Annotated in this window: 25 protein-coding genes; 4 read left to right on the top strand and 21 right to left on the bottom strand. The window is 61.7% G+C overall.

Annotation, left to right across the window (positions count from 1 at the left end):
- Nucleotides 1–4: 4 nt before the first annotated feature.
- The 8 genes from ACMGE0_RS28385 to ACMGE0_RS28350 all read right to left on the bottom strand — a co-directional run bounded on the left by ACMGE0_RS28385 (nt 5) and on the right by ACMGE0_RS28350 (nt 7,102).
- A complete protein-coding gene (locus ACMGE0_RS28385) occupies nt 5–748 on the bottom strand; it encodes an SDR family NAD(P)-dependent oxidoreductase (protein WP_436819236.1) in 744 nt (247 codons plus the stop codon).
- Entirely contained in the window at nt 745–1,653 is a 909-nt protein-coding gene (locus ACMGE0_RS28380; RefSeq protein WP_436819235.1) for a cupin domain-containing protein, read from the bottom strand. Before ACMGE0_RS28380 ends, ACMGE0_RS28385 begins: the two co-directional genes overlap by 4 nt.
- 48 nt (nt 1,654–1,701) lie before the next feature.
- The gene (locus ACMGE0_RS28375; protein WP_436819234.1) at nt 1,702–2,598 is read right to left on the bottom strand and encodes a branched-chain amino acid ABC transporter permease; all 897 of its coding nucleotides are present in this window, start codon (nt 2,596–2,598) and stop codon (nt 1,702–1,704) included.
- The gene (locus ACMGE0_RS28370; protein WP_436819233.1) at nt 2,591–3,364 is read right to left on the bottom strand and encodes an ABC transporter ATP-binding protein; all 774 of its coding nucleotides are present in this window, start codon (nt 3,362–3,364) and stop codon (nt 2,591–2,593) included. Before ACMGE0_RS28370 ends, ACMGE0_RS28375 begins: the two co-directional genes overlap by 8 nt.
- 2 nt (nt 3,365–3,366) lie before the next feature.
- Nucleotides 3,367–4,353 (bottom strand): branched-chain amino acid ABC transporter permease, encoded by a 987-nt coding sequence (locus tag ACMGE0_RS28365; RefSeq protein WP_436819232.1) that lies wholly within the window; start codon nt 4,351–4,353, stop codon nt 3,367–3,369.
- Nucleotides 4,325–5,053 carry an ABC transporter ATP-binding protein gene (locus ACMGE0_RS28360; protein WP_436819231.1) on the bottom strand — a complete coding sequence of 243 codons (729 nt, stop codon included), beginning with the start codon at nt 5,051–5,053 and terminating at the stop codon, nt 4,325–4,327. The genes ACMGE0_RS28365 and ACMGE0_RS28360 overlap by 29 nt, the downstream gene beginning before the upstream one ends.
- Complete coding sequence (locus ACMGE0_RS28355) at nt 5,050–6,189, bottom strand: ABC transporter substrate-binding protein (RefSeq protein WP_436819230.1); 1,140 nt, start codon at nt 6,187–6,189, stop codon at nt 5,050–5,052. Before ACMGE0_RS28355 ends, ACMGE0_RS28360 begins: the two co-directional genes overlap by 4 nt.
- A gap of 130 nt (nt 6,190–6,319) precedes the next feature.
- Nucleotides 6,320–7,102 (bottom strand): IclR family transcriptional regulator, encoded by a 783-nt coding sequence (locus ACMGE0_RS28350; protein WP_436819229.1) that lies wholly within the window; start codon nt 7,100–7,102, stop codon nt 6,320–6,322.
- A gap of 124 nt (nt 7,103–7,226) precedes the next feature.
- Between ACMGE0_RS28350 and ACMGE0_RS28345 the strand changes: the two genes are divergently transcribed.
- The 3 genes from ACMGE0_RS28345 to kce are packed head-to-tail and all read left to right on the top strand — an operon-like array spanning nt 7,227 to nt 9,950.
- The gene (locus tag ACMGE0_RS28345; RefSeq protein ID WP_436819228.1) at nt 7,227–8,006 is read left to right on the top strand and encodes an HpcH/HpaI aldolase family protein; all 780 of its coding nucleotides are present in this window, start codon (nt 7,227–7,229) and stop codon (nt 8,004–8,006) included.
- A gap of 46 nt (nt 8,007–8,052) precedes the next feature.
- Nucleotides 8,053–8,988, top strand: a complete 936-nt coding sequence (locus ACMGE0_RS28340) for a DUF6282 family protein (protein WP_436819227.1) — start codon at nt 8,053–8,055, stop codon at nt 8,986–8,988.
- Between the two features lie 32 nt (nt 8,989–9,020).
- Entirely contained in the window at nt 9,021–9,950 is a 930-nt protein-coding gene (gene kce, locus ACMGE0_RS28335) for a 3,5-dioxohexanoate:acetyl-CoA acetone transferase (RefSeq protein WP_436819226.1), read from the top strand.
- A 52-nt stretch (nt 9,951–10,002) separates the two neighbouring features.
- Here kce and ACMGE0_RS28330 read toward each other — a convergent pair whose 3' ends face one another.
- The 9 genes from ACMGE0_RS28330 to ACMGE0_RS28290 all read right to left on the bottom strand — a co-directional run bounded on the left by ACMGE0_RS28330 (nt 10,003) and on the right by ACMGE0_RS28290 (nt 18,877).
- The gene (locus tag ACMGE0_RS28330) at nt 10,003–10,449 is read right to left on the bottom strand and encodes an SRPBCC family protein (RefSeq protein WP_436819225.1); all 447 of its coding nucleotides are present in this window, start codon (nt 10,447–10,449) and stop codon (nt 10,003–10,005) included.
- A gap of 69 nt (nt 10,450–10,518) precedes the next feature.
- Nucleotides 10,519–11,223 carry an ABC transporter ATP-binding protein gene (locus tag ACMGE0_RS28325; RefSeq protein ID WP_436819267.1) on the bottom strand — a complete coding sequence of 235 codons (705 nt, stop codon included), beginning with the start codon at nt 11,221–11,223 and terminating at the stop codon, nt 10,519–10,521.
- Complete coding sequence (locus tag ACMGE0_RS28320) at nt 11,216–11,971, bottom strand: ABC transporter ATP-binding protein (protein ID WP_436819224.1); 756 nt, start codon at nt 11,969–11,971, stop codon at nt 11,216–11,218. The genes ACMGE0_RS28325 and ACMGE0_RS28320 overlap by 8 nt, the downstream gene beginning before the upstream one ends.
- Nucleotides 11,968–12,966, bottom strand: coding sequence for a branched-chain amino acid ABC transporter permease (locus tag ACMGE0_RS28315; protein ID WP_436819223.1), 999 nt, complete (start codon nt 12,964–12,966; stop codon nt 11,968–11,970). Before ACMGE0_RS28315 ends, ACMGE0_RS28320 begins: the two co-directional genes overlap by 4 nt.
- Nucleotides 12,967–12,975: 9 nt before the next feature.
- Nucleotides 12,976–13,851: a branched-chain amino acid ABC transporter permease gene (locus ACMGE0_RS28310; RefSeq protein WP_436819222.1), complete on the bottom strand. Its 876-nt coding sequence runs from the start codon at nt 13,849–13,851 to the stop codon at nt 12,976–12,978.
- A gap of 21 nt (nt 13,852–13,872) precedes the next feature.
- A complete protein-coding gene (locus ACMGE0_RS28305; RefSeq protein ID WP_436819221.1) occupies nt 13,873–15,123 on the bottom strand; it encodes an ABC transporter substrate-binding protein in 1,251 nt (416 codons plus the stop codon).
- A gap of 33 nt (nt 15,124–15,156) precedes the next feature.
- Complete coding sequence (locus tag ACMGE0_RS28300) at nt 15,157–17,526, bottom strand: xanthine dehydrogenase family protein molybdopterin-binding subunit (RefSeq protein ID WP_436819220.1); 2,370 nt, start codon at nt 17,524–17,526, stop codon at nt 15,157–15,159.
- Nucleotides 17,523–18,020: a (2Fe-2S)-binding protein gene (locus ACMGE0_RS28295; RefSeq protein WP_436819219.1), complete on the bottom strand. Its 498-nt coding sequence runs from the start codon at nt 18,018–18,020 to the stop codon at nt 17,523–17,525. The genes ACMGE0_RS28300 and ACMGE0_RS28295 overlap by 4 nt, the downstream gene beginning before the upstream one ends.
- Nucleotides 18,017–18,877 carry an FAD binding domain-containing protein gene (locus tag ACMGE0_RS28290; RefSeq protein WP_436819218.1) on the bottom strand — a complete coding sequence of 287 codons (861 nt, stop codon included), beginning with the start codon at nt 18,875–18,877 and terminating at the stop codon, nt 18,017–18,019. The genes ACMGE0_RS28295 and ACMGE0_RS28290 overlap by 4 nt, the downstream gene beginning before the upstream one ends.
- A gap of 259 nt (nt 18,878–19,136) precedes the next feature.
- Here ACMGE0_RS28290 and ACMGE0_RS28285 point away from each other — a divergent pair, with 259 nt between their 5' ends.
- The gene (locus tag ACMGE0_RS28285; protein WP_436819266.1) at nt 19,137–19,757 is read left to right on the top strand and encodes a TetR/AcrR family transcriptional regulator; all 621 of its coding nucleotides are present in this window, start codon (nt 19,137–19,139) and stop codon (nt 19,755–19,757) included.
- Between the two features lie 29 nt (nt 19,758–19,786).
- Here ACMGE0_RS28285 and ACMGE0_RS28280 read toward each other — a convergent pair whose 3' ends face one another.
- The 4 genes from ACMGE0_RS28280 to ACMGE0_RS28265 all read right to left on the bottom strand — a co-directional run bounded on the left by ACMGE0_RS28280 (nt 19,787) and on the right by ACMGE0_RS28265 (nt 23,930).
- Nucleotides 19,787–20,860 carry an ABC transporter ATP-binding protein gene (locus ACMGE0_RS28280; protein ID WP_436819217.1) on the bottom strand — a complete coding sequence of 358 codons (1,074 nt, stop codon included), beginning with the start codon at nt 20,858–20,860 and terminating at the stop codon, nt 19,787–19,789.
- Complete coding sequence (locus ACMGE0_RS28275) at nt 20,857–21,684, bottom strand: carbohydrate ABC transporter permease (RefSeq protein WP_436819216.1); 828 nt, start codon at nt 21,682–21,684, stop codon at nt 20,857–20,859. The genes ACMGE0_RS28280 and ACMGE0_RS28275 overlap by 4 nt, the downstream gene beginning before the upstream one ends.
- Nucleotides 21,681–22,583: a carbohydrate ABC transporter permease gene (locus ACMGE0_RS28270; RefSeq protein ID WP_436819215.1), complete on the bottom strand. Its 903-nt coding sequence runs from the start codon at nt 22,581–22,583 to the stop codon at nt 21,681–21,683. The genes ACMGE0_RS28275 and ACMGE0_RS28270 overlap by 4 nt, the downstream gene beginning before the upstream one ends.
- Nucleotides 22,584–22,697: 114 nt before the next feature.
- Nucleotides 22,698–23,930 (bottom strand): ABC transporter substrate-binding protein, encoded by a 1,233-nt coding sequence (locus ACMGE0_RS28265; protein ID WP_436819214.1) that lies wholly within the window; start codon nt 23,928–23,930, stop codon nt 22,698–22,700.
- Between the last annotated feature and the right edge of the window lie 64 nt (nt 23,931–23,994).

Genomic DNA, 23,994 nt, shown 5'->3' with positions numbered 1-23,994 from the left:
GAGGTTAGGTGACGCCGCCGTCGGCGATGATGGTGCGTCCGGTGATCCAGCCCGCATCCGGCGAAGCGAGGAAAGTCACGATACCGGCGATGTCGTCAGGCTTGCCGATCCGCGCAAGCGGCGTCATCGCCAGGATCTGCTCGCCCCTTTCGGCAAGGATCTTCGTGGTCAAGTCCGTCTCGATCACGCCGGGCGCCACCGCATTCACCGTGATGCCCTTCGGCCCCAACTCCTTGGCGAACGCGTGCGTTAGCGTCACGACCGCAGCCTTGGAGGCTGAATAGACCGAACTTGTCGGGATCGGTCGGAAAGCCAGCGCCGACGAGAAATTGATGATGCGGCCGCCGGGCGAGGCAAGGTGCGGCAATACTTCCTCCGTCATCAGCACGATACCCATCACATTGGTTTCGAGGATGCTCCGGATGAAGGACGCATCCATCTGGCCGAGCGGGCGGTACGGCCCGACCGCGGCGCAATTCACCAGCACGTCGATCCTGCCGAAGCGTTCGACCACCGATGCCACAAGGGTCCTGATATCGTCCGGATTGGCGATATCCGCCTGCACGGCGATGCAATGGCCGCCGGCATTCACCAGGTCACCTGCAAGCTTTTCCGCCGCCTCGCGATCGGATCTATAGGCGACGACCACGCGACTGCCGAGCGAGGCGAACCGGCGTGCTATCGCCGCGCCAATGCCACGTGATCCGCCGGTGACAAGCACGACCTTATCCTGCAATCCGCCGCTCATCTGCCTGCATCCGGCATCGGATAGTCATCCGCATTCAGCACCCAGCCCATTTTCTCTGAAAAATCCAACCGCGGCGGAGAAAAGATGTCGACCAGTTGATTCACACCTGCATCCATGCCACGCGACGTATGGATTGCCGGGGGCGGAATAACGGTGACGGACGGCGAACCGCAAAGCTCGTGGTCATCGGGCCGCCATGCATGGAGATTTGGCGTCCATGGCCAGCGGATATGGTGCGTGTAGGAACCTTCGAGCGCCAGAGAGCACTGCTCGAAATCGTCATGGTAATGCGGCGACAGTTTTGTGACGTCACGTGGCCCCTTGTCCGGTGGAAGGACGTTGACCATGAAAGTCGTGCAGCGCCAGATGCGGCCGAAACGGCCGGGCTCGTCGGGCACGTCGAGCGAATAGACCCGCACTCGCTTCTCACCCCGTGGTTCGGGCCAGGGCTGGAAGGGCGGGATGTTCGGATGGCGTGCCGCATAGGCGGCGGCATTGGAGCAGGCCGCGGCCAAATCCTCAGAGCGGGTCGAGAACATGCGCACGAGGCGCCCGCCTTCCGGCATGATGATCGTGCTATCGCCGGCCGGCACGAAGGCGAGCGAATAACCGGGGACGGTTTCGGTTTTTCCCCGCCAGGTGATCGCGGCCGACGAGTTGGCAGCAGGCAGCAGGACGACATATTCGTCGATCTGTGCCTTTCTGGAAAAGACCGCTCCGGTCTTCGTTTCGCTGTACGCGATAATGAAATTCTGTCCGCGGCCTAGCCAGGTCTTGCCGTTGGCATCGTCTTCCTGGGGCGGCATTTCGTAGAACTTCAGGTATTCTGCGGCGGCGAATTCCGTGGCCGCGGGTCCCGACCGGGCGGTCGCCAGCGAGTTGCGGGGATCACTGCTGTTGTACATGGACTATTCCTTTCTCGTTGGCCGTTCCGGGCGTGTGCCGGCGCTCGTTCAATGCGCCTTCGCACTCCGGCCGAAGCCGGCAAAGAGCCCGTTGGGGAAGAGCAGCAGCACGACCAATAGAACGCTCAGCGCTGCGACATTCTTGAAGCCCGCTCCGAGCGCCACGATCGCGAGTGCCTGCAGGACGCCGAGCAGCAGCCCGCCCGCCAGCGCCCCGCCTGCCCGTCCGAAACCACCGATGATGGCCGCGATGAACCCGTTGACGCCGAAGGGCGTGCCGACGTTGTAGGCAGTGTATTGCGTCGGAGTGACAAGGATGCCGGCGATCGCCCCGAGTGCCGCGCTTAGGGCAAACGAGATCAGCATCATCCGTGCGACCGGAACACCGAGGAGCTGAGCGGCCTCGCGGTTCTGCGAGCAGGCGCGCAACGCACGTCCCGTCCGTGTGCGAGTGAAGAACAGCCACAGAAGCAGGACCAGAAGCGCCCCGCATCCAAGAATCCAGAAAAGCTGGTAGCCGATCGCGACGTCACCGATCTTGAGCGGCCCGCCCTCGGTGAATTCGTGATAGGTGCGCGGCCGGTCGCCGAAGGTCAGCAGCGTGATGCGCTCAATCATGATCTGTGCCGCAAGGGTCGCGAGAATGATCGCGAACAGCGTTGCGCCACGATGCATCATCGGCCGGACGATCACCAGTTCCATGATCATGCCTGAGATCGCCACAAGCGGGATGGTGAGCGCAACGGCGAGCACGAGGGGGATGCCGAGCTGGGCGAGCAGCGCCTGACAAACCATGCCGCCCAGCATGACGAAGACGCCCTGGGCGAAATTGACGATGCCGCTCGCATTGTAGATGACGCAGAAACCGATCCCGACGAGGCCGTAGATGAGGCCGACCCCGATCCCGTTGACGATGCTTTGAAGAAATTCGACAAGGCTAGGCATCGGCCGTCTCCGTTCCGCCGAGATAGGCCGCGATGACGTCCCGATGAGCCTTGATCTCGTCCGGCGTTCCCTCGGCAATCTTCTTTCCGAAATCCAGCACGACGATGCGCTGGGCGATTTTCATGACGAGGCTCATGTCGTGCTCGATGAGGATGACGGTCGTCCCTGCGCGATGGATGCGGGTGATGACTTCCGCGAGCGCCTCGGTCTCCTGGGTGTTGAGGCCGGCGGCCGGTTCGTCCAGCAGCAACAGCCGGGGCTTGGCGGCAAGCGCGCGGGCCACTTCGAGAAGCCGCTGCCGGCCATATGGCAGCTTGTCGGCCTGGAGGTCCGCCTGATGTTCCAGACCGACGAAGCGCAGCAGCTCGCGGGCACCTTCGCGCACGCTCTTCTCCTGTTTGCGCATCCATTCCGGCCTGAAAAGCGCCGAGAACACGCCGCCGCGCGTGACCCTGTGGCTGCCGATCTCGACATTCTCGGCGACGGTCAGATGCTTGAAGAGCTGGACGAGCTGATAGGTCCGCACCAGACCGGCCGACGCCACCTGATGAGAGGGCATCCCGGTAATGTCCTTTCCATCGAAGTGGATCGAACCGGATGTCGGCGGGAAGAAACCCGAGATGACGTTGAACAACGTTGTCTTGCCGGCCCCGTTCGGGCCGATCACCGCCAGCAGCTCCCCCTCTTCGACGTCGAAGGATATCGACTGGTTGGCGAACAGGCCGCCGAAACGCATCGTCTCTTCGCGAACGGATAGAAGCGCCATGATTATGCGACCTCCTGCGCCCGGCCACGAGCCCGCCTGAACAGCACCGACAGGCCGGCCAGGCCGCGAGGTGCGAAGATGAGGATGAATATGAGGATCGCCGTGTAGCCGATATCCTGCATCTCCTTGAGGCTACGCAGCGCCTCCGGCAGGATCGACACGATGATCGCGCCGATTGTCGGCCCCCACATGGTTCCGATGCCGCCGAGATAGAGCATCGCGAAGCTTTGCACGACCATCGTGACGCCGAAGACTTCCGGGCTGATGAAGCCGATGAAATGGGCAAACAGCGAACCGGCCGCCGAGGCATAAAGCGCGGCAATGACGAAAGCGATCAGCTTGTAGCGGGCGATATCGACACCGAGCGCGAGGGCGGCCGACTCACTGCCGGCGATCGAGGCCAGAGCCCGGCCAAAGCGGGACTGCCGCAGGCGGGCGGCTACGGCCACGCCGAACAGCGCCAGGACGACCAGTGCCACCAATTGCTGCTTGACGGTAACAAGTTCGTATCCGGCGATGCCGAGCGGCGGTATGCCTGAATAGCCCATGTATCCTTGCGTGAGCGCCGTCCACTCGATGGTGACCTCGTAGACGATGAGCCCGAGCGCGAAGGTGGCCATCGCGAGATAGTGGCCGCGAAGGCGCAAGGTCGGAAATCCGACGATCACCGCGGCCACACCGGAAAGCGCCATCGTGACGAGCAGCGCCAGAACCGGTTCCCAGCCATAGTCGGCGCACAGGATCGCACTTCCATAACCGCCGATCGCGGCAAAGGCGCTTTGCCCGAACGAAGCCTGACCGGTATAGCCCATGAAGAAATTCAGGCCGGTGCAGAAGATTGTGTAGATGAAGGCGAAGCCGAGCACCGTCACGACATAGTCGCTCGACAGGAGCCCGAATCCGGCCACAACCACCACGGCGGCGGCAGGCAGCATCGCCTGCCAGCGGATGCCCGCAGGTTCAATGGAGATAGTAGCGTGCGAGGTCATGATACGATTTGATCTCGTCTGTCTTGAGTTCTGCGACGATCTTGCCGAGCGAGATGACATAGGCGCGCTGGGCCAGCTTGAGCGCCAGCGGAGCCTTCTGCTCGACCAGGAGAATGCCGATGCCCCGGCGGTTCAGCTCGCTGAGCGTGCTGAGGATCTCGAACGCCACACGGGGAGCGAGACCGAGCGAAGGCTCGTCGAGCATCAGGAGCTGCGGCTTGGCCATCAAGGCACGGCCGATCGCCAGCATCTGCTGTTCGCCGCCTGAAAGCGAGCCGGCGATCTGGTCGATGCGCTCGCGCAGGCGCGGAAAGAGCTCGAAGACCGTGTTCATCTGCGCCTCCGCCTCGGCGGCATGCAGGTAGGCGCCGATGATCAGGTTCTCCCGCACACTCATCTGCGGAAAGAGCCCTCTCCCCTCCTGCACCATGACGATGCCGCGGCGCGCCAGCTTGTGGGTCGGCAGTCCGCTGATGTCCTCGCCGCGGAAGAACACGCTTCCCACGCTGGGCGTGAGGCGGGTCAGAGCCCGCATCAAAGTGGTCTTTCCCGCACCGTTCGGGCCGAGGATGGTCACGAGCTCGCCTTCGGCGATGTGCAGGCTCGTCGGCTTGAGCGCCTGCACGCGCCCGTAGCTGGCGGAGATGTCCCTCGCCTCCAGGAGAGGGGCACTTGCCGCGGTGGTGCCGGTCGCGCTCATTCGGCAATCACCAGTTCGCCGTTGGCAAACTTGCCGATCAGGAAGGGGTTTTCCGTGATGCCCACATGCTGCTTGTCCGAAAAGTTGAACGTGGCATAGGCGCCCGTATAGGTCGGAACCTTCTCGGTTGCGTCGCGGATCGCCTCGCCTTCGGTCGAACTGGCGATTTCCACGGCTTTTGCAAGCACCATCATGGAATCCCAGGCGCGGGCGCTGTTGGCCGGATCGCGATCGGGATATTTCGGCTTCCAGTATTTCAGGAAGGCATCGACCGCTTCCTTGCTCGGGCCGGGCTTCAGCTGTTTTGGCAGTTGCACAGGAGGAGCCACGAAGAGGAAGCGGTCTCCCAGCACCTCGCCGGCCTGCGAAAAGATCGAGCCGTCGTCATTGCTGGAGAGCAGCAGCATTTTGTCGAGACCCAGTTGCTTGATATTCTTGGCGGCCGTCACCGTTGAACCGCCTTGCCCGATCTTCACGACCGCACCGCCGCCGGCCGCATTGATCCTGCCGATCTGCACCGTCATGTCGGCGTCGTCCGCCTTGTAGGTTTCCTCCGCCACGACTTCGAGGCCGAACTCCTTCGCGAGCTCTTCGCCTAGATCCTTCATCATCAATGCGTAGGGGGTCGGATCGTAGAGCAGTCCGATCTTGCGGATGCCGGTCTTCTCCTTGAGGTAGCGGTAACGGGATTCGATCTCGAACTTCGGCGGCGCGAGGAAGCTGAACGCCCAGACCTGCTCATTCTCGCGCTGGGGCAGGATCGAGCAGAGATACATGGGCAGGTTGGCCCGCATCACAAACGAGGCGGCGGCGAAGTTTCCGGCCGACACACACCCGCTGTTGAACAAATGGACCTCGTCGCTGGAGATCATCTTGCGATATCCGACAACCGCATCCTGCGGCTGTGAATGATTATCCTCGGTAATCACCTGGATCTTCTTGCCGAGAAGACCACCCTTCTCGTTCAGCGCCTCCGCCGCGACGGTCAGCCCGTCGCGCCAGGCGCGGTCGACCACGGCAGCGTAGCCCGTCAGGCCGACGGAAGACCCGATCTTGAACACCTCCTCCGCCGAAACCTTTCCGGAAAAGGCAAATACCGCCATGATGGCGCAAATCAGCATGCGTCGCTTGTGCATTCCTTCCTCCTCCCCACGAACAGGCGAACCTCCATTCGCCTGTTCTTATCTATGAAACAATGTTTCGATGAAAAGAATACGCAGCACCTCCCGATTGTCAATACTCACGGCACTCGATGCCGAGCGGCCACTAAAGACCTTGATAACCCAGCGCCTGAGAAACACGCCGGGCCGCCGCAATCGTCCTCAAGCGCTGATCGTCCGATGGGGCTTCCGCGATGAACTGGATCATGTCGACGATCCCGACGGCGCCGCAGACCACTCCCGACGAATCGAAGATCGGGGCAGCCAGCGTATTCAGGCCGATGGCCGTTTGATTGGGAGCCGTCGCCCATCCCTGAGCCCGGATCGTTTCCAGCTCCGCGACCAGCACGGCCGGGCTGATAATCGTGTGTGGTGTGAAAATTTCGAACTTGCCACGCAGCACCCGGTCGCGGAATTCTGCAGAGGCAAAGGCAAGCGCCACCTTGCCCTGCGCGGAGCTGTTGAAGGTAAGAAGCGAACCCGCGCGCACGCCGATCTCAATGGGTGAACGCCCTGGAACCGTCGCGAGAACCCGCATTCCGTCCGGAGTAATTTGAGAGACGACGGCCGAATGCCCGAGCGCGTCCCTCAACTCCATCAGCGGATCCGCAGCCACATGGGCAAGGTCGAGATTGTCGCTGACGGCCCTCCCCAGAGCCACCAGACGCGGACCACTCCCGTATCGATCCGAATCTCTTGGCTGAACGATATAACCCTGCTGAACAAGCGTTTGGAGGTGCCGATGGATGCGGCTCTTGGTGGTTCCCAGCGCCTGCGCCAGTGCCGTAACACCCACCGCCTGCCGCTCCTTTGCAAGATATTCGATAATGCTGAGCGCGAGTTGGACGGCCTGAACGCCATCTCCACTCTTGCCTTCAATCCGCGGCATTCCGGCCTCCCCGTAAAAGTCGAATCCCTCAGCGCCCTTGACAGACACCCCGGGCGCAGGTGTAAAAAGTTCAATAATCAGAAAGCTGTTCTGAACAGCGATACACTAGAAAGAATTCCGGCTCATGTCAACGGCGCGCCCATCCGAGTTCCGCCAGCGTTTCCTTAAGCGGGAGTTCCTTCTCGGCTCCTTCATCAAGACGCCCACCACGCATTCGATCGAGATTCTCGGTGGCATGGGGTTTGATTTTGTGGTCATCGATGAGGAACATGCGCCGTTCGACCGGGTCACGATCGACAACGGGCTATTGGCGGCGCGCGCCGTTGGCACCGCCGGGATCGTGCGCGTCGCTGAGCCCACTCCGGCCAAGCTGCTCGCCGTCCTGGACGACGGGGCGGCGGGCGTGCTCGTCCCGCATGTTTTCAGCGTCGAGAAAGCGAAGGCGATCGTTTCGGCTTGCCGCTACAGAGGCGGCTCCCGCGGCTTTTCCAATTCACCGCGGGCGGGCGGATATGGCACGCTCGGTATGTGGCAGCATGTCGAGGCGCAGGACAAGTCGGTCACCGTGATAGCGATGATCGAGGATCCCGAGGCGCTGGATGTGATCGATAAGATCGTCGCGATCGACGGGCTGGACGGCTTCTTCGTCGGCCGGGGCGATCTTTCGGTCACCATGAGAGCGCAATCGCAGGGCGCTCCGGAAATCCAGTCCGCGACGGAAAAAATTGCCAGGGCGGCTGCCGCAGTCGGCAAGCCCGTCTCCGTCATGGTCGGGTCGATCGCCGAAACGCCTCCGTTTCGGACCATGGGCGTCACATCCTTCATCGTCTCGTCCGACCAGGGCCTGATGCGCCAGGCGGCGGGCAAGGTCCTGGCGGATTTCCGCGAAATGGCGGCGGGATGATCCAGAGGCCGGGGCTGCCGCCGAATATTGATCAGGGAGAAGCAGAATGACATCCGATACGGTATCATCCATCATCGCCAATGGCACTTCCCGCGACGAGGAGGTCGCAACGCTGCTGAAAGGGGCGGTCGATCTTCACTGCCACAGCGGGCCTGCCGCGATGCCTCGCGTCCTCGACCATCGGGAGGCGATGCAGGATGCTGCCGAGGCCGGTTTCCGTGCGCTGCTCTACAAGGATCATTTCTATCTCGGCACGCCGCATGCGAAGATGCTGGAGGCCATCTATCCCGATACCGGGGTCAAGCTCTTTTCCGGCATCGCGCTGAACAATGCGAGCGGCGGCATCAACCCTTATGCCGTCGACCATGCGATCAAGATCGGCGCGAAGATCGTCTGGATGCCGACGCTTGCCGCCGCAAACCATATCCGCAAGGGCCTGACGGAGGCGAAGAGCTTTCCGAAGACATCCCAGAAGATGCTCGATCCCTCCCCGCTCAGCGTGCTCGACGCCAGCGGCAGGCTCACCGATGAGACCAGGCACGTTCTCGACCTGATCGCCGAAGGCGATATCATCCTCGCGGGCGGTCATCTCGAAGCCTCCGAACTCTTCGTTTTGTTCGAGGAGGCGAAGAAGCGGGGCGTCAAGAAGATGCTCGTGAACCATCCGACCTATATCGTCGGCTGCTCTGACGAGGACATCAAGGGCCTGGTCGACATGGGCGTCTACATGGAACACTCGATCTGCATGTTCATCGAGGGCTCCGGCAACCAATACGAACCGGGCTATCTGCAGCATCTGATCGACATCGCCGGCATCGACAAGACCTGCCTGTGCTCCGACCTCGGCCTGCTCGGCGCGCCCCGCCCGATCGAAGGATACCGCCAGATCGTCCATGCCCTGCTCGACATGCAGTTCTCGCACCAGGAGATCCGGACGCTGATCGGCGATAATTCCGCCCGCCTTTTGAACCTGGCCGCCTGATACATTCGAGATGCCGGAGGAGGAGATCCCGCATGCCCGCCCGTAAAGTCATCATCACCTGCGCCGTGACGGGATCGATCCATACGCCGTCCATGTCGCCGCATATCCCGATCACCGCCGGGCAGATCGCGGACGCGGCGATCGAGGCCGCCGAAGCTGGTGCCGCCATTGTCCATCTCCACGCCCGGGACGAACGGGACGGGCGGCCCGACCAGAGCCTCGAGGCGTTTTCGCCCTTCCTGAAGGTGATCAAGCAGAAATCCGACGTCGTCATCAACATCACCACCGGCGGCTCGCAGACGATGACCGTTGACGAGCGCCTGAAGCCGGTGGCGACCTTCAAGCCGGAAATCGCCTCGCTCAACATGGGTTCGATGAATTTCGGGCTCTTTCCCATGCTGAATCGCTTTACGGACTTCAAATACGACTGGGAAAGGCCCTATCTGGAAGGCTCGAAGGAACGGATCTTCAAAAATACGTTCGCTGACATCGAAAGGATCCTGACCACCTGCGCCGACAACGACACGCGTTTCGAAATCGAATGCTACGATATCGGCCACCTTTACACGCTTTCCCACTTCGTTGATCGAGGCCTGGTGAAGCCGCCTTTCTTCATCCAGAGCGTCTTCGGTCTTTTGGGAGGTATCGGCAGCCATCCGGAAGACGTGATGATGATGAAGCGCACCGCCGACCGGCTGTTCGGACATGATTATAATTGGTCGGTTCTGGGCGCCGGCCGCAACCAGATGAACATCGCCGCCATGTCCGTCGCCATGGGCGGCAATGTGCGCGTCGGTCTTGAGGATTCGCTTTGGATCGGCCCGGGGAAACTTGCCGAGAGCAACGCCCAGCAAGTCTCGACGGTGCGGGCAATCATCAAGGGGCTGGGCTGCGAGATCGCTACACCCGCCGAGGCGCGCGAGATCCTCAAGCTAAAGGGCGGGGATCGGGTCGCATTCTAGGCGATGAGAAATCAAGAAGCCTCGGAGAGCCGATCGCAAAGCAGCAGGGTGTTCACTTGGCCGAAGAGCCGGACATCGCGAACGCAGCAAAGTACTCGTCGGCAAGCTTCTTCGCGGTTGCCTGGACGAGCCTGCTGCCGAGCGCTGCGATCTTTCCGCCGATTTCCGCATCCGCTCTATAGGTCAGGATCGTGGTGTCCCCTTCGGCCGCAAGCTCGACCACGCAGTCGCCCTTGGCGAAACCGGCGATCCCGCCGTTGCCCTTGCCGGTGATGCGACAGCTTTCGGGAGCGTTGATGTCGCAGATCTCGACCGTCGCCGCAAAGGCCGCCGAGATCGGCCCGATCTTCAGCACGACCTTGGCGTCGAAACTGTTCTCGCCGGTCTGGGTCAGCTCCTTGCAGCCCGGTATGCACCGCCGCAGGACATCGGGATCGAACAGCCTGACCCACGCATCTTCACGTGGCTCTTCGAGCTTATATTCACCGGTAATCTCCATAGCGATATCCTCTCCCCGCCGCGCGACGAGGCTCATCCGTTCCAATGTTGATCGATGGGGATCAGCGGTTCAGACCGCGCAATACCGTTCCTGGATGTCTTTGTCGGCGAGAAGCGTTGCCGCGTCGCTGCGGTAGACGATCTCGCCCTGATCGACGATCACAGCGCGATCCGCGAGTTTCAGCGCCCATTCAACATTCTGCTCGACAAGCAGCAGCGTCGTCCCTTCGTTCCGCAACTGCCGGAACAGCACGCCCATTTCCTCGACCAGAACCGGCATGATGCCTTCCGACGGTTCATCAAGCAGGATCATCTTCGGTCTGCCGATCATCGCACGGGCGATCGCCAGCATCTGCTGCTCGCCGCCCGACATCGTCACACCTTCCTGATGTAACCGCTCCTTCAGGCGCGGAAAACTGCGGGCGATCTCTTCGATCGCGGCATTCTCGTCGATGCCTTTCCGATCGGCCACTAGGCCGAGCTGGAGGTTTTCGAGCACAGTCAAGCCGCGCACGATGCGCCGTTCTTCCGGTACGTAGGCGAGACCCAGGGCATAGCGGTCATGCGCCTGCAATCGGGAGATTTCCTTGCCGTTAAACCGGATGCTGCCGGCGATGCGGGGCATCAGTCCCATGATCGAACGGATGATACTGGTCTTGCCCGCACCATTGCGGCCGACGAGCGCGACGATCTCGCCGGGCTCCACGGAAAAGGATACGCCATGGAGGACATGGCTTGCACCATACCAGCCGTTGAGCCCTTCGATTTCAAGCATAGCCATCGTTCTGTCCTAGATAAACGCGGCGGACCTCGACGTTCGCCTGGATTTCCTTCGGCGTACCGTCCGCCAGCAGTTGGCCGTGATGCAGGACAAGGACCCGGTCGCTGAGGCCCAGGATCATCTTCATCTTGTGTTCGACCAGGAGAATCGTCCGATCGGCAGCGAGTTTCTCGATCAGCGCGACCATCTCGCGGGTCTCTTCCGGTCCCATGCCGGCTGTCGGTTCGTCGAGCAGCAGCAAGGCCGGATCGGCAACCAGTGCGATGGCGATCTCCAGCGCCCGCTGCTGTCCGTGCGCCAGGAATTTCGCGGGCGTTCCGACCCGTTCCGAAAGGCCCACGGAGGCAAGCGCCGCGAATGCCTTCTCCTCAATGTCTTCATAGGCATTGCGGTCGGTCCAGATGTTCAGCCGTGACTGGAACGCCTGGGCGGCGACACGGACATTCTCCAGAACGGTGAGGTTCGGGAAGATGTTGGTGATCTGATAGGATCGGGCGATGCCTCGATGCACGTAATCGTGCTGCGGCATTCCGGCCATGTCCACACCGCGGAATTTCAACGTGCCGGTCGACGGCTTCAAGGTGCCCGACAGGATGTTGAACAAGGTGCTCTTGCCGGCGCCGTTCGGGCCGATGATCGCGGTGATCTGTCCTTCCTTGAAATCGGCCGTGACGTCCTTGAGGGCGACGAGACCGCCGAACTTTTTTCCGACATTGGCGACGCTGATGATCGGCTCGCTCATCGGCCCCTCCCCCAGGAAATCAGCGTGCCCCAGATACCTTTCGGCAGATAGAGGACGAAGAGGATAAAGATCGCGCCGACGATGAGCTGCCAGTTGGAGGTCCAGAGCGAGAAGATATCCTCCATAGAAAGAAAAGCGAGCGCGCCGACGAAGGGGCCGAAGAAACTGCCGGCTCCGCCAAGCAGGGTCATCATCACGATCAGGCCTGAAGTATGATAGTGAAGCGAGTCGAGCGGCACGATCGACAGGTGCATGGCCGACAGGGTGCCGGCGAGCCCGCAGAGAATGCCGGACAGCACGAAGGATAGAAGCTTGGTCTGCTCGACATTGTAGCCGCAGGCACGAGCGCGCGTCTCGTTTTCGCGGATCGCCTCGATGACGGCGCCGAACGGCGAGTTGAGCACCCGCGACACGAACCAGAGCGCAAGCGCCACGACCACCATGATGGCGTAATATTTGACGAGCGGATCGAGGAAGTTCAGCGAAAAACCCGGGAAAGCCAGCGCGCTGACCGTGAAGCCGCGCAGGCCGTTCTCTCCCCCGGTCCAGGAGGACGCCTGCACGGTGGTGTAGTAGACGAGCTGCGACAAGGCGAGCGTCACCATCGAAAAATAGATGCCGCGCGTGCGGATCGCCAGCACGCCCATGGCGGCCGCAAGGCCGCCGGCCACGGCGACGCCGATCAGCATGGCGAGAAACCAATTCACTCCGAAGACCCCGATCGCGATACCAGTCGCGTAGACCCCGGCGCCGAAAAAGGCCGCGTGGCCGAAGGAGAGCAGGCCGGTATAGCCGAACAGCAGATTGTAGCCGACGGCCACGAGGCCGTAGATCAGCACGTTCACCGCGAGCGCCTGGGAGGGGAGTATCCAGGGCAGGATGCAAAGCGCCAGGATCGAAAGCGGCACGCGCCAGCGGCTGGCGTTTGGGAAAAGCGTCGCAAGACCGTTCCGGGATGTCGTTGGAGCAAGTTCCACGTTTCTGACGATGGACATGGTCGCTCCTCACAGCCCTGGCGCCGCACGGCCATAAAGGCCGTTCGGACGGATCAGCAGGACGAGCGCCATCAGCGCAAACATCACGATCGTCGCCATTTCCGGCGCGAAAAGCGAGGTCATGCTGACCGCGACGCCGACGATGAGCCCGGCGATTACCGCACCGGCCAGCGATCCCATGCCGCCGATCACCGTCACCACAAAGGCCTCCGCGAGCACCAGCGCCCCCATTTCCGGGGAGACATTGCGCATGGGTGCCGCAAGCACGCCGCCGAGCGCGGTGATGCCGACGCCGATGCCGAAGACGACCAGCCACAATCTACTGATATCGACGCCAAGCACGCGCATGATCAGCGGATCGGCCGATCCGGCCCGTACGATCAGACCGAATTTCGTCTTTTCGAGGCCGATCCAGAGGAGCAGCAATACGGCGAGCACCACGCCGATGACGAAGAGGCGGTAGAGCGGGAAAAAGCCAATGCCGAGGTTCACCACGCCGCGCAGGGCCGCCGGGGTGGAAAAGGGAATGCCGTCGGTGCCGAAGAGGATGCGCACCGCCTCGACCAGGACATAGCCGAGGCCGAAGGTCAAAAGCAGCGGATCGTCCGGCGAGCGGCCGTAGAGGGGACGGATGAGAAAACGCTCGATGAGCATGCCGAACAGGCCGATCAGCACCGGCGCCAAAAGGAGAGCCCACCAGAAGCTCCCCGTCAGCCCCGCCACGTAAAGACCTGCATAGGCGCCCACCATGAACAGCGCGCCATGCGCGAAGTTCACGATGCCCAGCATGCCGAAGATAATCGACAGGCCGAGCGCAACCATGATCAGCACCGCGCCGAGGGCGAGGCCCGAAAACAGCTGCATCGCAATGAGTTGGACAGTCATATGCTCATCCGCCCCAGATTATCAGCTCTTGAAGCCGAGTTCGGAACAGCTTCTCAGCACGGCCTCCGACGCGGGCTCGTTGGCGACGATCCTGAAGAGATCGGCATCCGATTTCATATCTGCTTTCGCCTTGGATTCCAGCACGAGGACGGACTGCACGGATTGATGATCGCATTTGCGATAGGACTGCTCGCCCTTGGCGACGTCGTATTTCAGCGCTTCCAGGGCCGCAATCACCTTTTCGGTTTCGGTGCCGCCAGCTTTCTCGATCGCCACCAGAAGCGAGGCGACACCGGTATAACCGTAGGCGCCGTAATCGGTCGGGATCGCTCCCTTGTACATGTCCCTGAACGCGTTATTGAAGGCTTTTGCGGAAGCCACGGTTTCTTCGAGGCCCCAATAGTAGTTCGCCCCGCCGACCACGCCTTCGAAGACCTCCGGATCGACGGCAAGGCGCTGATTGTGCAGGAGCACCGGCACGACGATCTTCATCATGTCCTTGACGCCGAAATCGACTGCCTGCTTGATCGAATTCGCCTGATCGCGGCCGAAATTGCAGATGCAGAGAATGTCGGGAGAGAGCGACAGGATGGTCGGGATGAAGGTCGAATAATCGGCCGCACCGAAGGGATGCAGGATCTCGCCTGCCGTCTCGGCGCCGATCGCTTGGGCGGCGCGCTTGAAGCCGCGCAGCATTTCATGGCCGTAGGCGTAGTCGGCCACGAGATAGGCGACCTTCGAGCCCTTCTGGAAGGTGTGCTTGGCGACAACCGCCGTGGTCATCGTGGGATTCAGCGCCTCGTGGAAGGTATAGGGGCTGAAGTCCTTGATTTCGTTGATCGTGTCCGACTGGCTGATCGAGATGTAGAGCATGTTGCGGGCACGGGTCACTTCGTTGACCGCGAGCTGCACGGCGCTCGAAAGCGCGCCCACCACCGCATGGACTTTGTCCTTCTCGATGAGTTCGAGCGTGCGGGTTGCGGCTTCACCGGCATTCAGCTTGTCGTCGCGCACCAGAAGCTCGACCTTGCGGCCGGCAACGCCGCCCTTGTCGTTCGCCAGCTTGACGGCGAGTTGGGCGCTGCGCACCTGATCGTTGGCCTCTGCGGCAAACGGGCCGGTGAGCGGGGTCGGAAAGCCGATGCGGATCGTCTCGGCCTGGGCCCTTGCAATCCACGGCATGGAAAGAGCGCCGGCGGTGCCTGCGAGGCCCAAAAGCGCTGTGCGGCGACTGATCGGCCGTAAGGCCAGCTTTTCGATTTCCTTTGTCATTGTTGTCCTCCTCCTGGACATCATTTTCATGCGTCAGATCTTGCCGAGCGCCTTCAGGATGCGCGCCGGCGTCATGGGTACCTGCGTCAGCATCGCGCCGTGGTCGGCGAGCGCATCGTTGACGGCGTTCATCGCGGCGGCCGAAGCGGCGGCGGTGCCGGCCTCGCCAACCCCCTTGGCGCCGAGCTCCGTGTCCTCAGTCGGCGTCTCGACATGGGCAATCTCGATATCGGGCATCTCGCAGACCATCGGCACGAGGTAATCGGCAAGCGAGCCATTGGTGAACTGGCCTTCGGAATTGTAGAGACACTCCTCGAAGAACGCTGCGCCGAGTCCTTGGACGACGCCGCCGCGAATCTGCTCGTCGACCAGCAGCGGATTGATGATGCGGCCACAATCCTCGACCACCCAGTGCTTGAGGATTTTGACGAACCCCGTCTCCGCATCGACTTCGACGAGAGAGCCTTGCGCGCCGTTGGTAAAGGCAAAAGGATGGCCCTGTGGCGCATAGTGATGCACCACGGACAATTGCGCCTGGGTGCCGGGCGGCAGCGTATCGGAGCGGAAGAACGCGACCCGCGCAACCTCCGCAAGGCTGATCCGCTGCTGGCCGGTGGCGGCCTCGACGATCCAGTCCGCGCGGATGTCGAGTTCGGCGGGTCGTGCCTGCAGAATGAGGGCAGCGACCGCGAGCAGATTGGCCTTCAGCTTGCGCGCCGCCTGCAGCGCCGTCTCACCACCGATGCCCGCACCGCGGCAGGCCCAGGTGGCTCCGCCATGCGGGGTACTGTCCGTATCGCCGGTCATGACGCGGACCTTGGCGTGATCGACGCCCAACTGGTCGGCAACGATCTGGCCGATAATGGTCTCTGTCCCCTGCCCCTGTTCGGTGACGGAAATCGAGCAATGCACTTCACCAGAAGGCGTCAGCTTTACGATGGCACCATCCTGCGCAGAAATCCGCGCGCCGCCGACGCCATAGAACGCCGGACTCGGATTGGTGATCTCGACGAACAGCGCAATGCCGATGCCGCGCAGGATGCCTCTTTTCCGCAGCTGCGCCTGTTCTCGGCGCAGCCCGTCATAATTCATCATTGCCCGCATCCGGGCGAGGCAAGCCTCATGGGACAGTTTTTCGAACTGATAGCCGGTCGGCGATGTGCGCGGATAGCTGTCGTCAGGAATGAGATTGCGGGCGCGCATTTCGAACGGATCGAGGCCGAGCTCGCGAGCAGCCGCATCGATCATGCATTCAGTGACGGCGCAGGCGATCGGGTGACCAACGGCGCGATATTGGCTCGTCTGGACCTTGTTCTGGAAAACAACCGAGAGATTGGCGCGGTAGGAAGAAAAGTCGTATGGCGCGCCAATCAGCCGGACGACCTGATTTCCCTCAACGGCACTGGTGCGCGGATAGCTGGAGAACGGGCCGATCGCGGTGACGTCATCGACGTCCATGCCCGTGATGCGTCCGCCTTCCCCAACGGCCAGCCGCGCGGTCACGCGATGGTCGCGGGCGTGAATATCGGAAACGAAAGACTCCAGCCGGTCCGCCACGTATTTCACCGGCCGGCCAAGCAGGATCGATGCGCCGACGACGGCCATTTCCTCGTGATAGACATGCAATTTCATGCCGAAGGAACCACCGACATCCGGCGCGATGACGCGGACATTGGATTCCGGGATGCCGAAATGACGGGAATAGACGTCCTGGAACTGGTAGGGCGTTTGGGTCCCGTGATGGGCGGTCAGCCGGTTCTCGCTCGCATCGTAGTCGGCGACAATCGCGCGGGGCTCAAGCGTCACGGCCGTATGCCGACCGAATACAAAGCTCCGCTCCACTATCGTGTCTGCCGCCTCGAAGGCCGCGTCCACTCCGCCGCTGTCGAGTTTGGTGGCGAAGCAGATATTGCTGCCGAGATCCCGCGAAATGGCCTCCGCGGACATGGCCTCGACCGAATCCGCCTGTGCGGCAAGCTCCTCGATGTCGATCCTGACCAGTTCCGCAGCGTCCTCGGCAATCGCCCGGCTGTCGGCAACGATCAAGACGACCGATTGGCCGGACCACATCACCTTGTCCAGGGGAAGCGGGAGCTGCGGCGGCGATTTCATGTTCTTGAAATGGTCGAGCGTACCGACCCACGGTGCGCAGATCGCGGCCAAATCCGCGCCGGTGAAGACCGCGCGGACACCCGCAAGAGCGGTCGCGTCGCTCCTGTCGACCGACAGGATCCGGCCATGCGCATAGGGGCTCCGGACGAAGGCGGCGTGCAGCATACGGGGCAGCACGAGATCGGTAACGTATCGTCCCTTCCCTTCCAGCAGGCGTTTTGCATTCGGCCGCAAAACCGAACGGCCGATATAGGAATTGGACCTCTCGAGGGAGCCGGCAAACGCGTTCATGTCTCCTCCCCCATCGTGGCCCGCTGCCGCTCTCCGGCCGTCCGCTCGATCGCATCGACAATCGCTTCATAGCCGGTGCAGCGACAATAGTTTCCCGACAGGGCATCGCGGATCTTGTCTCGGTCCTGAACCTCCCCCGACGAGAGCAGGCCATAGGCGCTAACCAACATGCCCGGAGTGCAGAAGCCGCATTGCAGAGCATTGCGCTCGTGAAAAGCCTTCTGCAGGTCGGCGATCGCCTTTCGCGCCGTCAGACCCTCGACGGTTTCCACCACGCAGCCATCTGCCTGGACGGCGAACATGAGACAGGCGTGAACGGGACGATCGTCGATCAACACGAGGCAAGCGCCGCAAACACCCATTTCACACCCCGTATGAGTGCCGGTAAGCTGCAAATCCTGACGTAGGAAATCGGCAAGCGTCGTGCGTGGTGCGACGACCGCGTGAACAGCTTCGCCGTTGATCGTCAAGGAAATGGCGATCCGGACGCTCATGGCGTTGTCTCCAGCCGTCCCAGAAGGCGACCGAGCAGAACGCGCGCCAGATGCATGCGCATCTCGGCGGGCGTGCCCTCGTCGCCTGAAGGATTGAGATCGACGCTGAGGGCGTCCTGCGCCTCCCGAACGATTTCGCAGGTCAGCCGATTTCCAGCAAGCACCTCCTCGGCGCCTTTCGCCCGCATCGGCATGGGGCCGACAGACAGGAAGGCAATCCGCACGCGCCCGATGCGGCCATCGTCGATTTCCGCGTTCACGCCGGCGCCGACGAGCGCGTAGTCGCCGCGACGGCGGGCAAGTTCATCGAAAGCGCAGCGGGTCTTTGCGCCCGCCAAGGGAACATGCACAGCCCGTATCATCTCGCCAGGCTGAAGCGCTGTCTCATAGAGGCCCAGGAAAAAATCCGCGACCGGAACGTGCCGGTCGCCTTCGAGAGAGGCAATCTCGATCTGCGCGTCGAGCGCCAGTGCCATAGCGGGAAATTCGGATGCAGGATCGGCCAGGGCCAGGCTGCCGCCGAACGTCCCCTTGTTGCGTATCGCCGGATGGGCGACGAAGGGTGCGGCCATTGCAAGAAGCGGCGCATGCTTGGCGACCAGTTCCGAGCCGAGGATCTCGAAATGGCGGGTCGTCGCACCGATGCGGAGACGATCTTCCACGACGTCGAGACCACTTAAGTCCCCGATACGGGTGATGTCGATGAGCAATGCCGGCGCCTGCAGCCGCAGCGCCAATGCGGGAACGAGGCTCTGCCCGCCCGCGATATAGGCCGCATCGCCATCAGCGTCCGCAAAGGCCCGTAGCGCCTCCTCGACGGATTGCGGGCGCACGTATTCGAAAGCTCTCGCCTTCACCGATCTCCTCCCACGGCCATCCAATTTGTGACCACTTGGTTACAATATTTCGCAGGATGATCGACCGGTCAAGAAAAATTACCAAATGGTCTCAAATAAATTACCACTTGGTCTCAATCGCCGCCTGGAGTATCGCTGAGACAGGAATGCGCCGCCTGCGGCAATGCGGCGGTCACGGATCAGGAGTGCCATGACGGATCAGTTGAATGTCCCCGAAGGCGAGCACGGCCGGCCGAAGCCGCGGCGCCCCAAGCAGTACATGCGGGCGAACGAGCGGGAGCAATTCATTCTGGAAGAGGCCGTTCGCTTCTTTGCCGAACACGGTTTCGAGGGGCAGACGCGCGAGCTCGCGAAGCGCATCGGCATAACCCATTCGGCAATCTACCGGCATTTTCCAAGCAAGGAAGCGCTGATCGAGCGGGTCTACGAGCATGTCTATCTAAGCCACTGGGATGAGGCGTGGGCGAGCCTCATCACCGATCGCAGCCAGTCGCTGGAAAGCCGGCTCACCGAGTTTTACCTCCAATACGTCAACCGGGTCTTCCACTACGATTGGGTGCGGATTTTTGTCTTTTCCGGATTGAAGACCTTCGACATCACAACCCGTTACCTCGACATCGTGCGGCAGCAGATCATCGAGCCGGCATGCCGGGAGCTTCGCCATGATCTCGGATTGCCGGACACCGACGAGACGCCGCTGACCGAGCGGGAGACCGAGCTCTTCTGGGGCCTGCACGGCCGCATCTTTTATCTGGCGATCCGGCGTTTCGTCTACGCGACGCCGACCCCGCAAGCGCTTGACGATATCGTCCGCGACGGGGTCAAGAGTTTCATGTTAGGCGGCCCTGCCGTGGCGAGATCCATTCTTGAGAAGGATTGAAATTGTAGAGTAAAGGCAACCGGGGCATTTCAAACCAAGCGTATCTGCGTCTCCTTGTCGAAGAGGTGCAAGTGGGATGGATCGAGGCGAAGCGGAAGCGTCTCTCCCGGGTGGATCGACACGCGGCTGTTTAGCACGATGACGAGTTCCGGCACCGTCGCGGTCGTGACATAGGTCGCGGCGCCGGTGCTTTCGACGCTTCCGACGGGCAAACGGAGTGCTGCATCGGTTTCGCTGGAAAGCTGGAGATGCTCCGGGCGGATGCCCACAGTCAGCGCCCGACCGGCGGCAACGGCTCTCGGCGATTTCACCGTCTGCGGCAGATCCAGCTCGAGGACCAGCGACTGCTCGTCTGCTCCAGCCCGTGCAGGCACGAAATTCATGGCCGGCGAACCGATGAATCCCGCCACGAACTGGTTTGCCGGCCGGTCATAGAGTTCAAGCGGAGCCCCCTGCTGCTCGATGACGCCCTGACGCATGACGACGACATGATCGGCCATGGTCATCGCCTCGATCTGATCATGGGTGACATAGACGGATGTAGCACCCAGCCGGTCATGCAAGGCACGGATTTCCTTGCGCATGTGGACGCGCAGCGCCGCATCGAGATTGGAGAGCGGCTCGTCGAACAAAAAGGCCTTGGGATTGCGGATGATCGCGCGGCTCATCGCCACGCGCTGGCGCTGTCCGCCCGAGAGTTCGCGCGGATAGCGCCCGAGGAGATTCGAAAGGCCCGTCGTGGCGGCCACCTCCTCCGCCTTGCGTCTGGCTTCGGCCTTGCCGACACCGCGCATTCGCAGGCTGTAGGTGAGGTTTTCTTCAACGGTCATATGCGGATAGAGCGCGTAAGACTGGAAAACCATGGCGAGATCCCGCTTGCGGGGCGGAACGCCGTTCATCCTGGCACCGGCAATCACCAGATCGCCGGCGGAGATGGTTTCGAGCCCCGCCAGCGAACGCAACAGCGTGGACTTGCCGCAACCGGAAGGCCCGACGAGCGCGACGAAGGAACCCTTGCGGATCTTCAGGTTGATGTCCCGCAGCGCATGATAGGCGCCGTAATATTTGTTCACCCCCGCAAGTTCGATCTGATGCGTGGTCATTTGAGGGCTCCCGACGTCAGGCCGGACACGATCCGGCGTTGCAAGAGAACGAAGATGGCGAGGATCGGCGTCACATACATCGCGGCATAGGCCATGATATTGTTCCACTCGTTGGTATTCGGCCCCATGAACGAGTTCAGCCCCACGCTTGCCGGCTGGTATTCGATCGCCTGGATCATCGACTTCGAATAAACGAACTCGCCGAAGGCCTGCATGAAGATCAGGATGGCGCTGACGAGAATGCCGTTGCGGGCAAGCGGCAGCACGATGTGGAAGAATGCGCCAAAGCGGGAATTGCCGTCGACCAGCGCGGCCTCTTCCAGTTCCATCGGCACGCTCATGAAGGTCGCCCTGACCAGCACCACGAAAAAGGGCATGCTTTTCGCCGCGATTGCGAGGATGACGGCAACGCGCGGGTAATCCAGCAGTCCAAGCTGCGAAAAGCCGACGAAGATGGGCGTGATCATCAGCGAGGCCGGCAGCACCTGCAGCATCAGGATCAGGAACAGGCCGATATCCACCCAGACATTCCGGTAACGCGCCAGCACGTAGGCGCAGCCCGTGCCGAGGACGACGATGAGCGAGACGGCGCCGGAGGCGATCACAAGGGAATTCCACAGATAGCGGCCGACATTGCGGCTTTCCCAGACGGAGCCGTAAATACCCCATTGCGGATCGGAGGGCCAGAAGGATGGCGGCGAGGCAAACATCGCGGACCCCGTCTTGATGGCCGTCACATACATCCAGTAGAGCGGGAAGAGATAGATCGCCGCCAGCAGAACCGCGACCACCAGCATGAACTTGTCGCGCAAGGCAAGGCTCATCCGCGCACCTCATGCCGTGTCGAGCGGACATAGACGACGGACGCGATCATCACGAAGACGATCATGATGACGGAGATCGTCGCCCCTTGCGCGAAGTCATACTGTCTGAACGACATATCCCAGGCCCAGTATTGCGCGACGTTGGACGAATTATTGGGGCCGCCGGCGGTGATCGCGGCGAAAAGGTCGAACTGCTGCAGCGTAAAGATCAGCCCGAGCGCGATGATCGCACCGATCGTGGAACGCATCATCGGCAGGGTGATGGTGAAGAATCTCTGGACGACATTGGCGCCGTCGAGTTCGGCGGCCTCGTAAAGGTCCTGGGAAATGGCCGAGAGGCCGACCGAGAGAAGGATCATGTTGAAGGAAATGCCGAGCCAGATATTGGCGATCACCACCGCCCATAGCGAGAAATCCGGATCGGAGCGCCAGAAGATATTGCCGGAGACGAAGCCCACCTCCCGCAGGACGTAATTCAGCACACCGAAGTCGCCGGAAAGAATCCAGTTCCAGATGGCGCCGACGACCAGTCCCGGCATGACCCAGGAGACGAGAAACAGTCCGCGCAGCCAGGACGAGCCGGGAAAGCCGGTCCAGAAGAAGAGCGCAAGCGCGAAGCCGATGGTGAACTGCCCGGCAATCGAGGCGATCACGAACACTGCCGTATTCCTCAGAATCGGCCAGGTCTCGGGCAGCGAAAACAGAGTGATGTAGTTCTTGAAGCCCACGAACGGCCGCGCGAACGTCCCGAGGCTGAACATGTCCACCTCCTGAAAGCTCATCACGATATTGTAGATGAGCGGCAGGCCTGCCATCGCGAACAGGAAGGCGAGCGGCACGGAGACGAGGCCGATGTCGAAGCCGCGCCCGTCGCTGATGGAAAGGAGCAATTTTCTCATGACACCTCCGGATCGGGCACCGCCTTCCGGTCCGGAGCCGCGCGGAAAAAACCGTCACGACCCCGGCCGGGAGGAGAGGTTGGGAGCCGGCCGTCGGGAACCGGCTCCGATGGCTCAGCCAAGTACGGCCTTGATTTTCTGATCAGCCTGATCGAGCGCTTCCTGCGCGCTCATCTGCCCCGTCAGCGCCGCCTGGATGGCGTCCTGGATCGCCTTGGAGATCTTCGGCCAGGCCGGGTGCGGGCCTCGCGGCTGCGCATATTTCAACTGCTCCTGAAAGACCTTCAATGCGGCATCCTTCAGCGGCTGACCGCTCGACGGAATGGCAAGATCGGAGCGGGCCGGAAGCTGACCGAAGTCCTTGAACATTCGGTTGTCCTGCGACACGAAATATTCCAGCACCTTGAAGGCTTCTTTCGGGTGTTCGGTATTGGCGAAGATCGCCCAGTTGAAGTCGCCCATGGCGGACGAGCGGTTGGCGCCCGGCTCGGGCAGCGGCAATAGCGCCACTCCCCAGTCGAACTGGGCCTCTTTCACCATGCGGTCGAGCTCCCAGGGGCCGGAAATCGCCATGGCCGCATTGCCGGAATTGAAGGTGCCGGTCGAATCCCACTGGCTGCGTGTCAGGGTATCGCGTGAGGCGAGCTTCTCGTCGATGATCTTCTTCCAGATTTCCAGCGCCTTCACAGCACCGGGCGCGTTGACCTTGTCATAGCCTCCGCCGGCCATCTGCGCCCAGGGCAGGAATTGGAAAGTTCCCTCCTCGTTCGCCTTGGCAGAGAAGGTGATGCCATAGACATTCTTCGCCGGGTCGGTGAGTTTGCGGGCCGTATCGACCAGTTCGTCCCAGGTCTGCGGCGGCTTGTCGGGATCAAGCCCCTTCGCGCGGAACATATCCTTGTTGTAGTAGAGCGCGATCGTGTTGGTCGCCTTCGGTATGCCGAAATAGCGATCCTTCCACATCACCGACCTCAGTGGACCGGGGTAATAGTTCTCAGGCTTGACGATATTCGACTGTGCGATCATGTCCGTCAGATCGAGGAACGCGCCGCGCGATGAGAACAGCGCATGTTCCGGATTGTCGACGGCAATGATGTCCGGTGCCTGCCCTGTCGAATAGGCGCGCATCGCCTCGCTCACCACATCATCGAATTGGATCTGGCGATATTCGACGGTGATGCCGTTCTTCAGATTGTTGAAATCCTTGATGAGGTTTGGAGCCGGCTGAATGTCGCGGTCGAGCGACCAGACGGTGATCTTGACATCCTCGGCGCGGGCCGAGGCATGGAACGCCGACACGCTGGCAACCGCGAGCGCGCCGATCAAGGCCAATTTGCGAATACCCATGCTCTCCTCCTTCAGGTTATGCTCCCGGCGGCGGCCTCCTCCAGACCGCAGCAAGCGAGCGGTT

It is taken from the genome of Neorhizobium descurainiae (assembly GCF_051400715.1).
Classification (GTDB): domain Bacteria; phylum Pseudomonadota; class Alphaproteobacteria; order Rhizobiales; family Rhizobiaceae; genus Neorhizobium.
This window is presented reverse-complemented; position numbering and strand designations above follow the sequence as displayed.

Excerpts from the sequence above, each read along its gene's own strand:
- ACMGE0_RS28270 (WP_436819215.1), bottom strand. The coding sequence starts at position 22,583 with ATGAGAAAATTGCTCCTTTCCATCAGCGACGGGCGCGGCTTCGACATC.
- ACMGE0_RS28340 (WP_436819227.1), top strand. The coding sequence starts at position 8,053 with ATGACATCCGATACGGTATCATCCATCATCGCCAATGGCACTTCCCGC.
- ACMGE0_RS28315 (WP_436819223.1), bottom strand. The coding sequence starts at position 12,966 with ATGTCCATCGTCAGAAACGTGGAACTTGCTCCAACGACATCCCGGAAC.
- ACMGE0_RS28355 (WP_436819230.1), bottom strand. The coding sequence starts at position 6,189 with ATGCACAAGCGACGCATGCTGATTTGCGCCATCATGGCGGTATTTGCC.
- ACMGE0_RS28280 (WP_436819217.1), bottom strand. The coding sequence starts at position 20,860 with ATGACCACGCATCAGATCGAACTTGCGGGGGTGAACAAATATTACGGC.
- ACMGE0_RS28370 (WP_436819233.1), bottom strand. The coding sequence starts at position 3,364 with ATGGCGCTTCTATCCGTTCGCGAAGAGACGATGCGTTTCGGCGGCCTG.
- ACMGE0_RS28285 (WP_436819266.1), top strand. The coding sequence starts at position 19,137 with ATGCGGGCGAACGAGCGGGAGCAATTCATTCTGGAAGAGGCCGTTCGC.
- ACMGE0_RS28385 (WP_436819236.1), bottom strand. The coding sequence starts at position 748 with ATGAGCGGCGGATTGCAGGATAAGGTCGTGCTTGTCACCGGCGGATCA.
- ACMGE0_RS28375 (WP_436819234.1), bottom strand. The coding sequence starts at position 2,598 with ATGCCTAGCCTTGTCGAATTTCTTCAAAGCATCGTCAACGGGATCGGG.
- ACMGE0_RS28360 (WP_436819231.1), bottom strand. The coding sequence starts at position 5,053 with ATGAGCGCGACCGGCACCACCGCGGCAAGTGCCCCTCTCCTGGAGGCG.
- ACMGE0_RS28380 (WP_436819235.1), bottom strand. The coding sequence starts at position 1,653 with ATGTACAACAGCAGTGATCCCCGCAACTCGCTGGCGACCGCCCGGTCG.
- ACMGE0_RS28320 (WP_436819224.1), bottom strand. The coding sequence starts at position 11,971 with ATGAGCGAGCCGATCATCAGCGTCGCCAATGTCGGAAAAAAGTTCGGC.
- ACMGE0_RS28265 (WP_436819214.1), bottom strand. The coding sequence starts at position 23,930 with ATGGGTATTCGCAAATTGGCCTTGATCGGCGCGCTCGCGGTTGCCAGC.
- ACMGE0_RS28325 (WP_436819267.1), bottom strand. The coding sequence starts at position 11,223 with ATGCTTGAAATCGAAGGGCTCAACGGCTGGTATGGTGCAAGCCATGTC.
- ACMGE0_RS28300 (WP_436819220.1), bottom strand. The coding sequence starts at position 17,526 with ATGAACGCGTTTGCCGGCTCCCTCGAGAGGTCCAATTCCTATATCGGC.
- ACMGE0_RS28305 (WP_436819221.1), bottom strand. The coding sequence starts at position 15,123 with ATGACAAAGGAAATCGAAAAGCTGGCCTTACGGCCGATCAGTCGCCGC.
- ACMGE0_RS28330 (WP_436819225.1), bottom strand. The coding sequence starts at position 10,449 with ATGGAGATTACCGGTGAATATAAGCTCGAAGAGCCACGTGAAGATGCG.
- ACMGE0_RS28350 (WP_436819229.1), bottom strand. The coding sequence starts at position 7,102 with ATGCCGCGGATTGAAGGCAAGAGTGGAGATGGCGTTCAGGCCGTCCAA.
- kce (WP_436819226.1), top strand. The coding sequence starts at position 9,021 with ATGCCCGCCCGTAAAGTCATCATCACCTGCGCCGTGACGGGATCGATC.
- ACMGE0_RS28275 (WP_436819216.1), bottom strand. The coding sequence starts at position 21,684 with ATGAGCCTTGCCTTGCGCGACAAGTTCATGCTGGTGGTCGCGGTTCTG.
- ACMGE0_RS28345 (WP_436819228.1), top strand. The coding sequence starts at position 7,227 with ATGTCAACGGCGCGCCCATCCGAGTTCCGCCAGCGTTTCCTTAAGCGG.
- ACMGE0_RS28295 (WP_436819219.1), bottom strand. The coding sequence starts at position 18,020 with ATGAGCGTCCGGATCGCCATTTCCTTGACGATCAACGGCGAAGCTGTT.
- ACMGE0_RS28365 (WP_436819232.1), bottom strand. The coding sequence starts at position 4,353 with ATGACCTCGCACGCTACTATCTCCATTGAACCTGCGGGCATCCGCTGG.
- ACMGE0_RS28310 (WP_436819222.1), bottom strand. The coding sequence starts at position 13,851 with ATGACTGTCCAACTCATTGCGATGCAGCTGTTTTCGGGCCTCGCCCTC.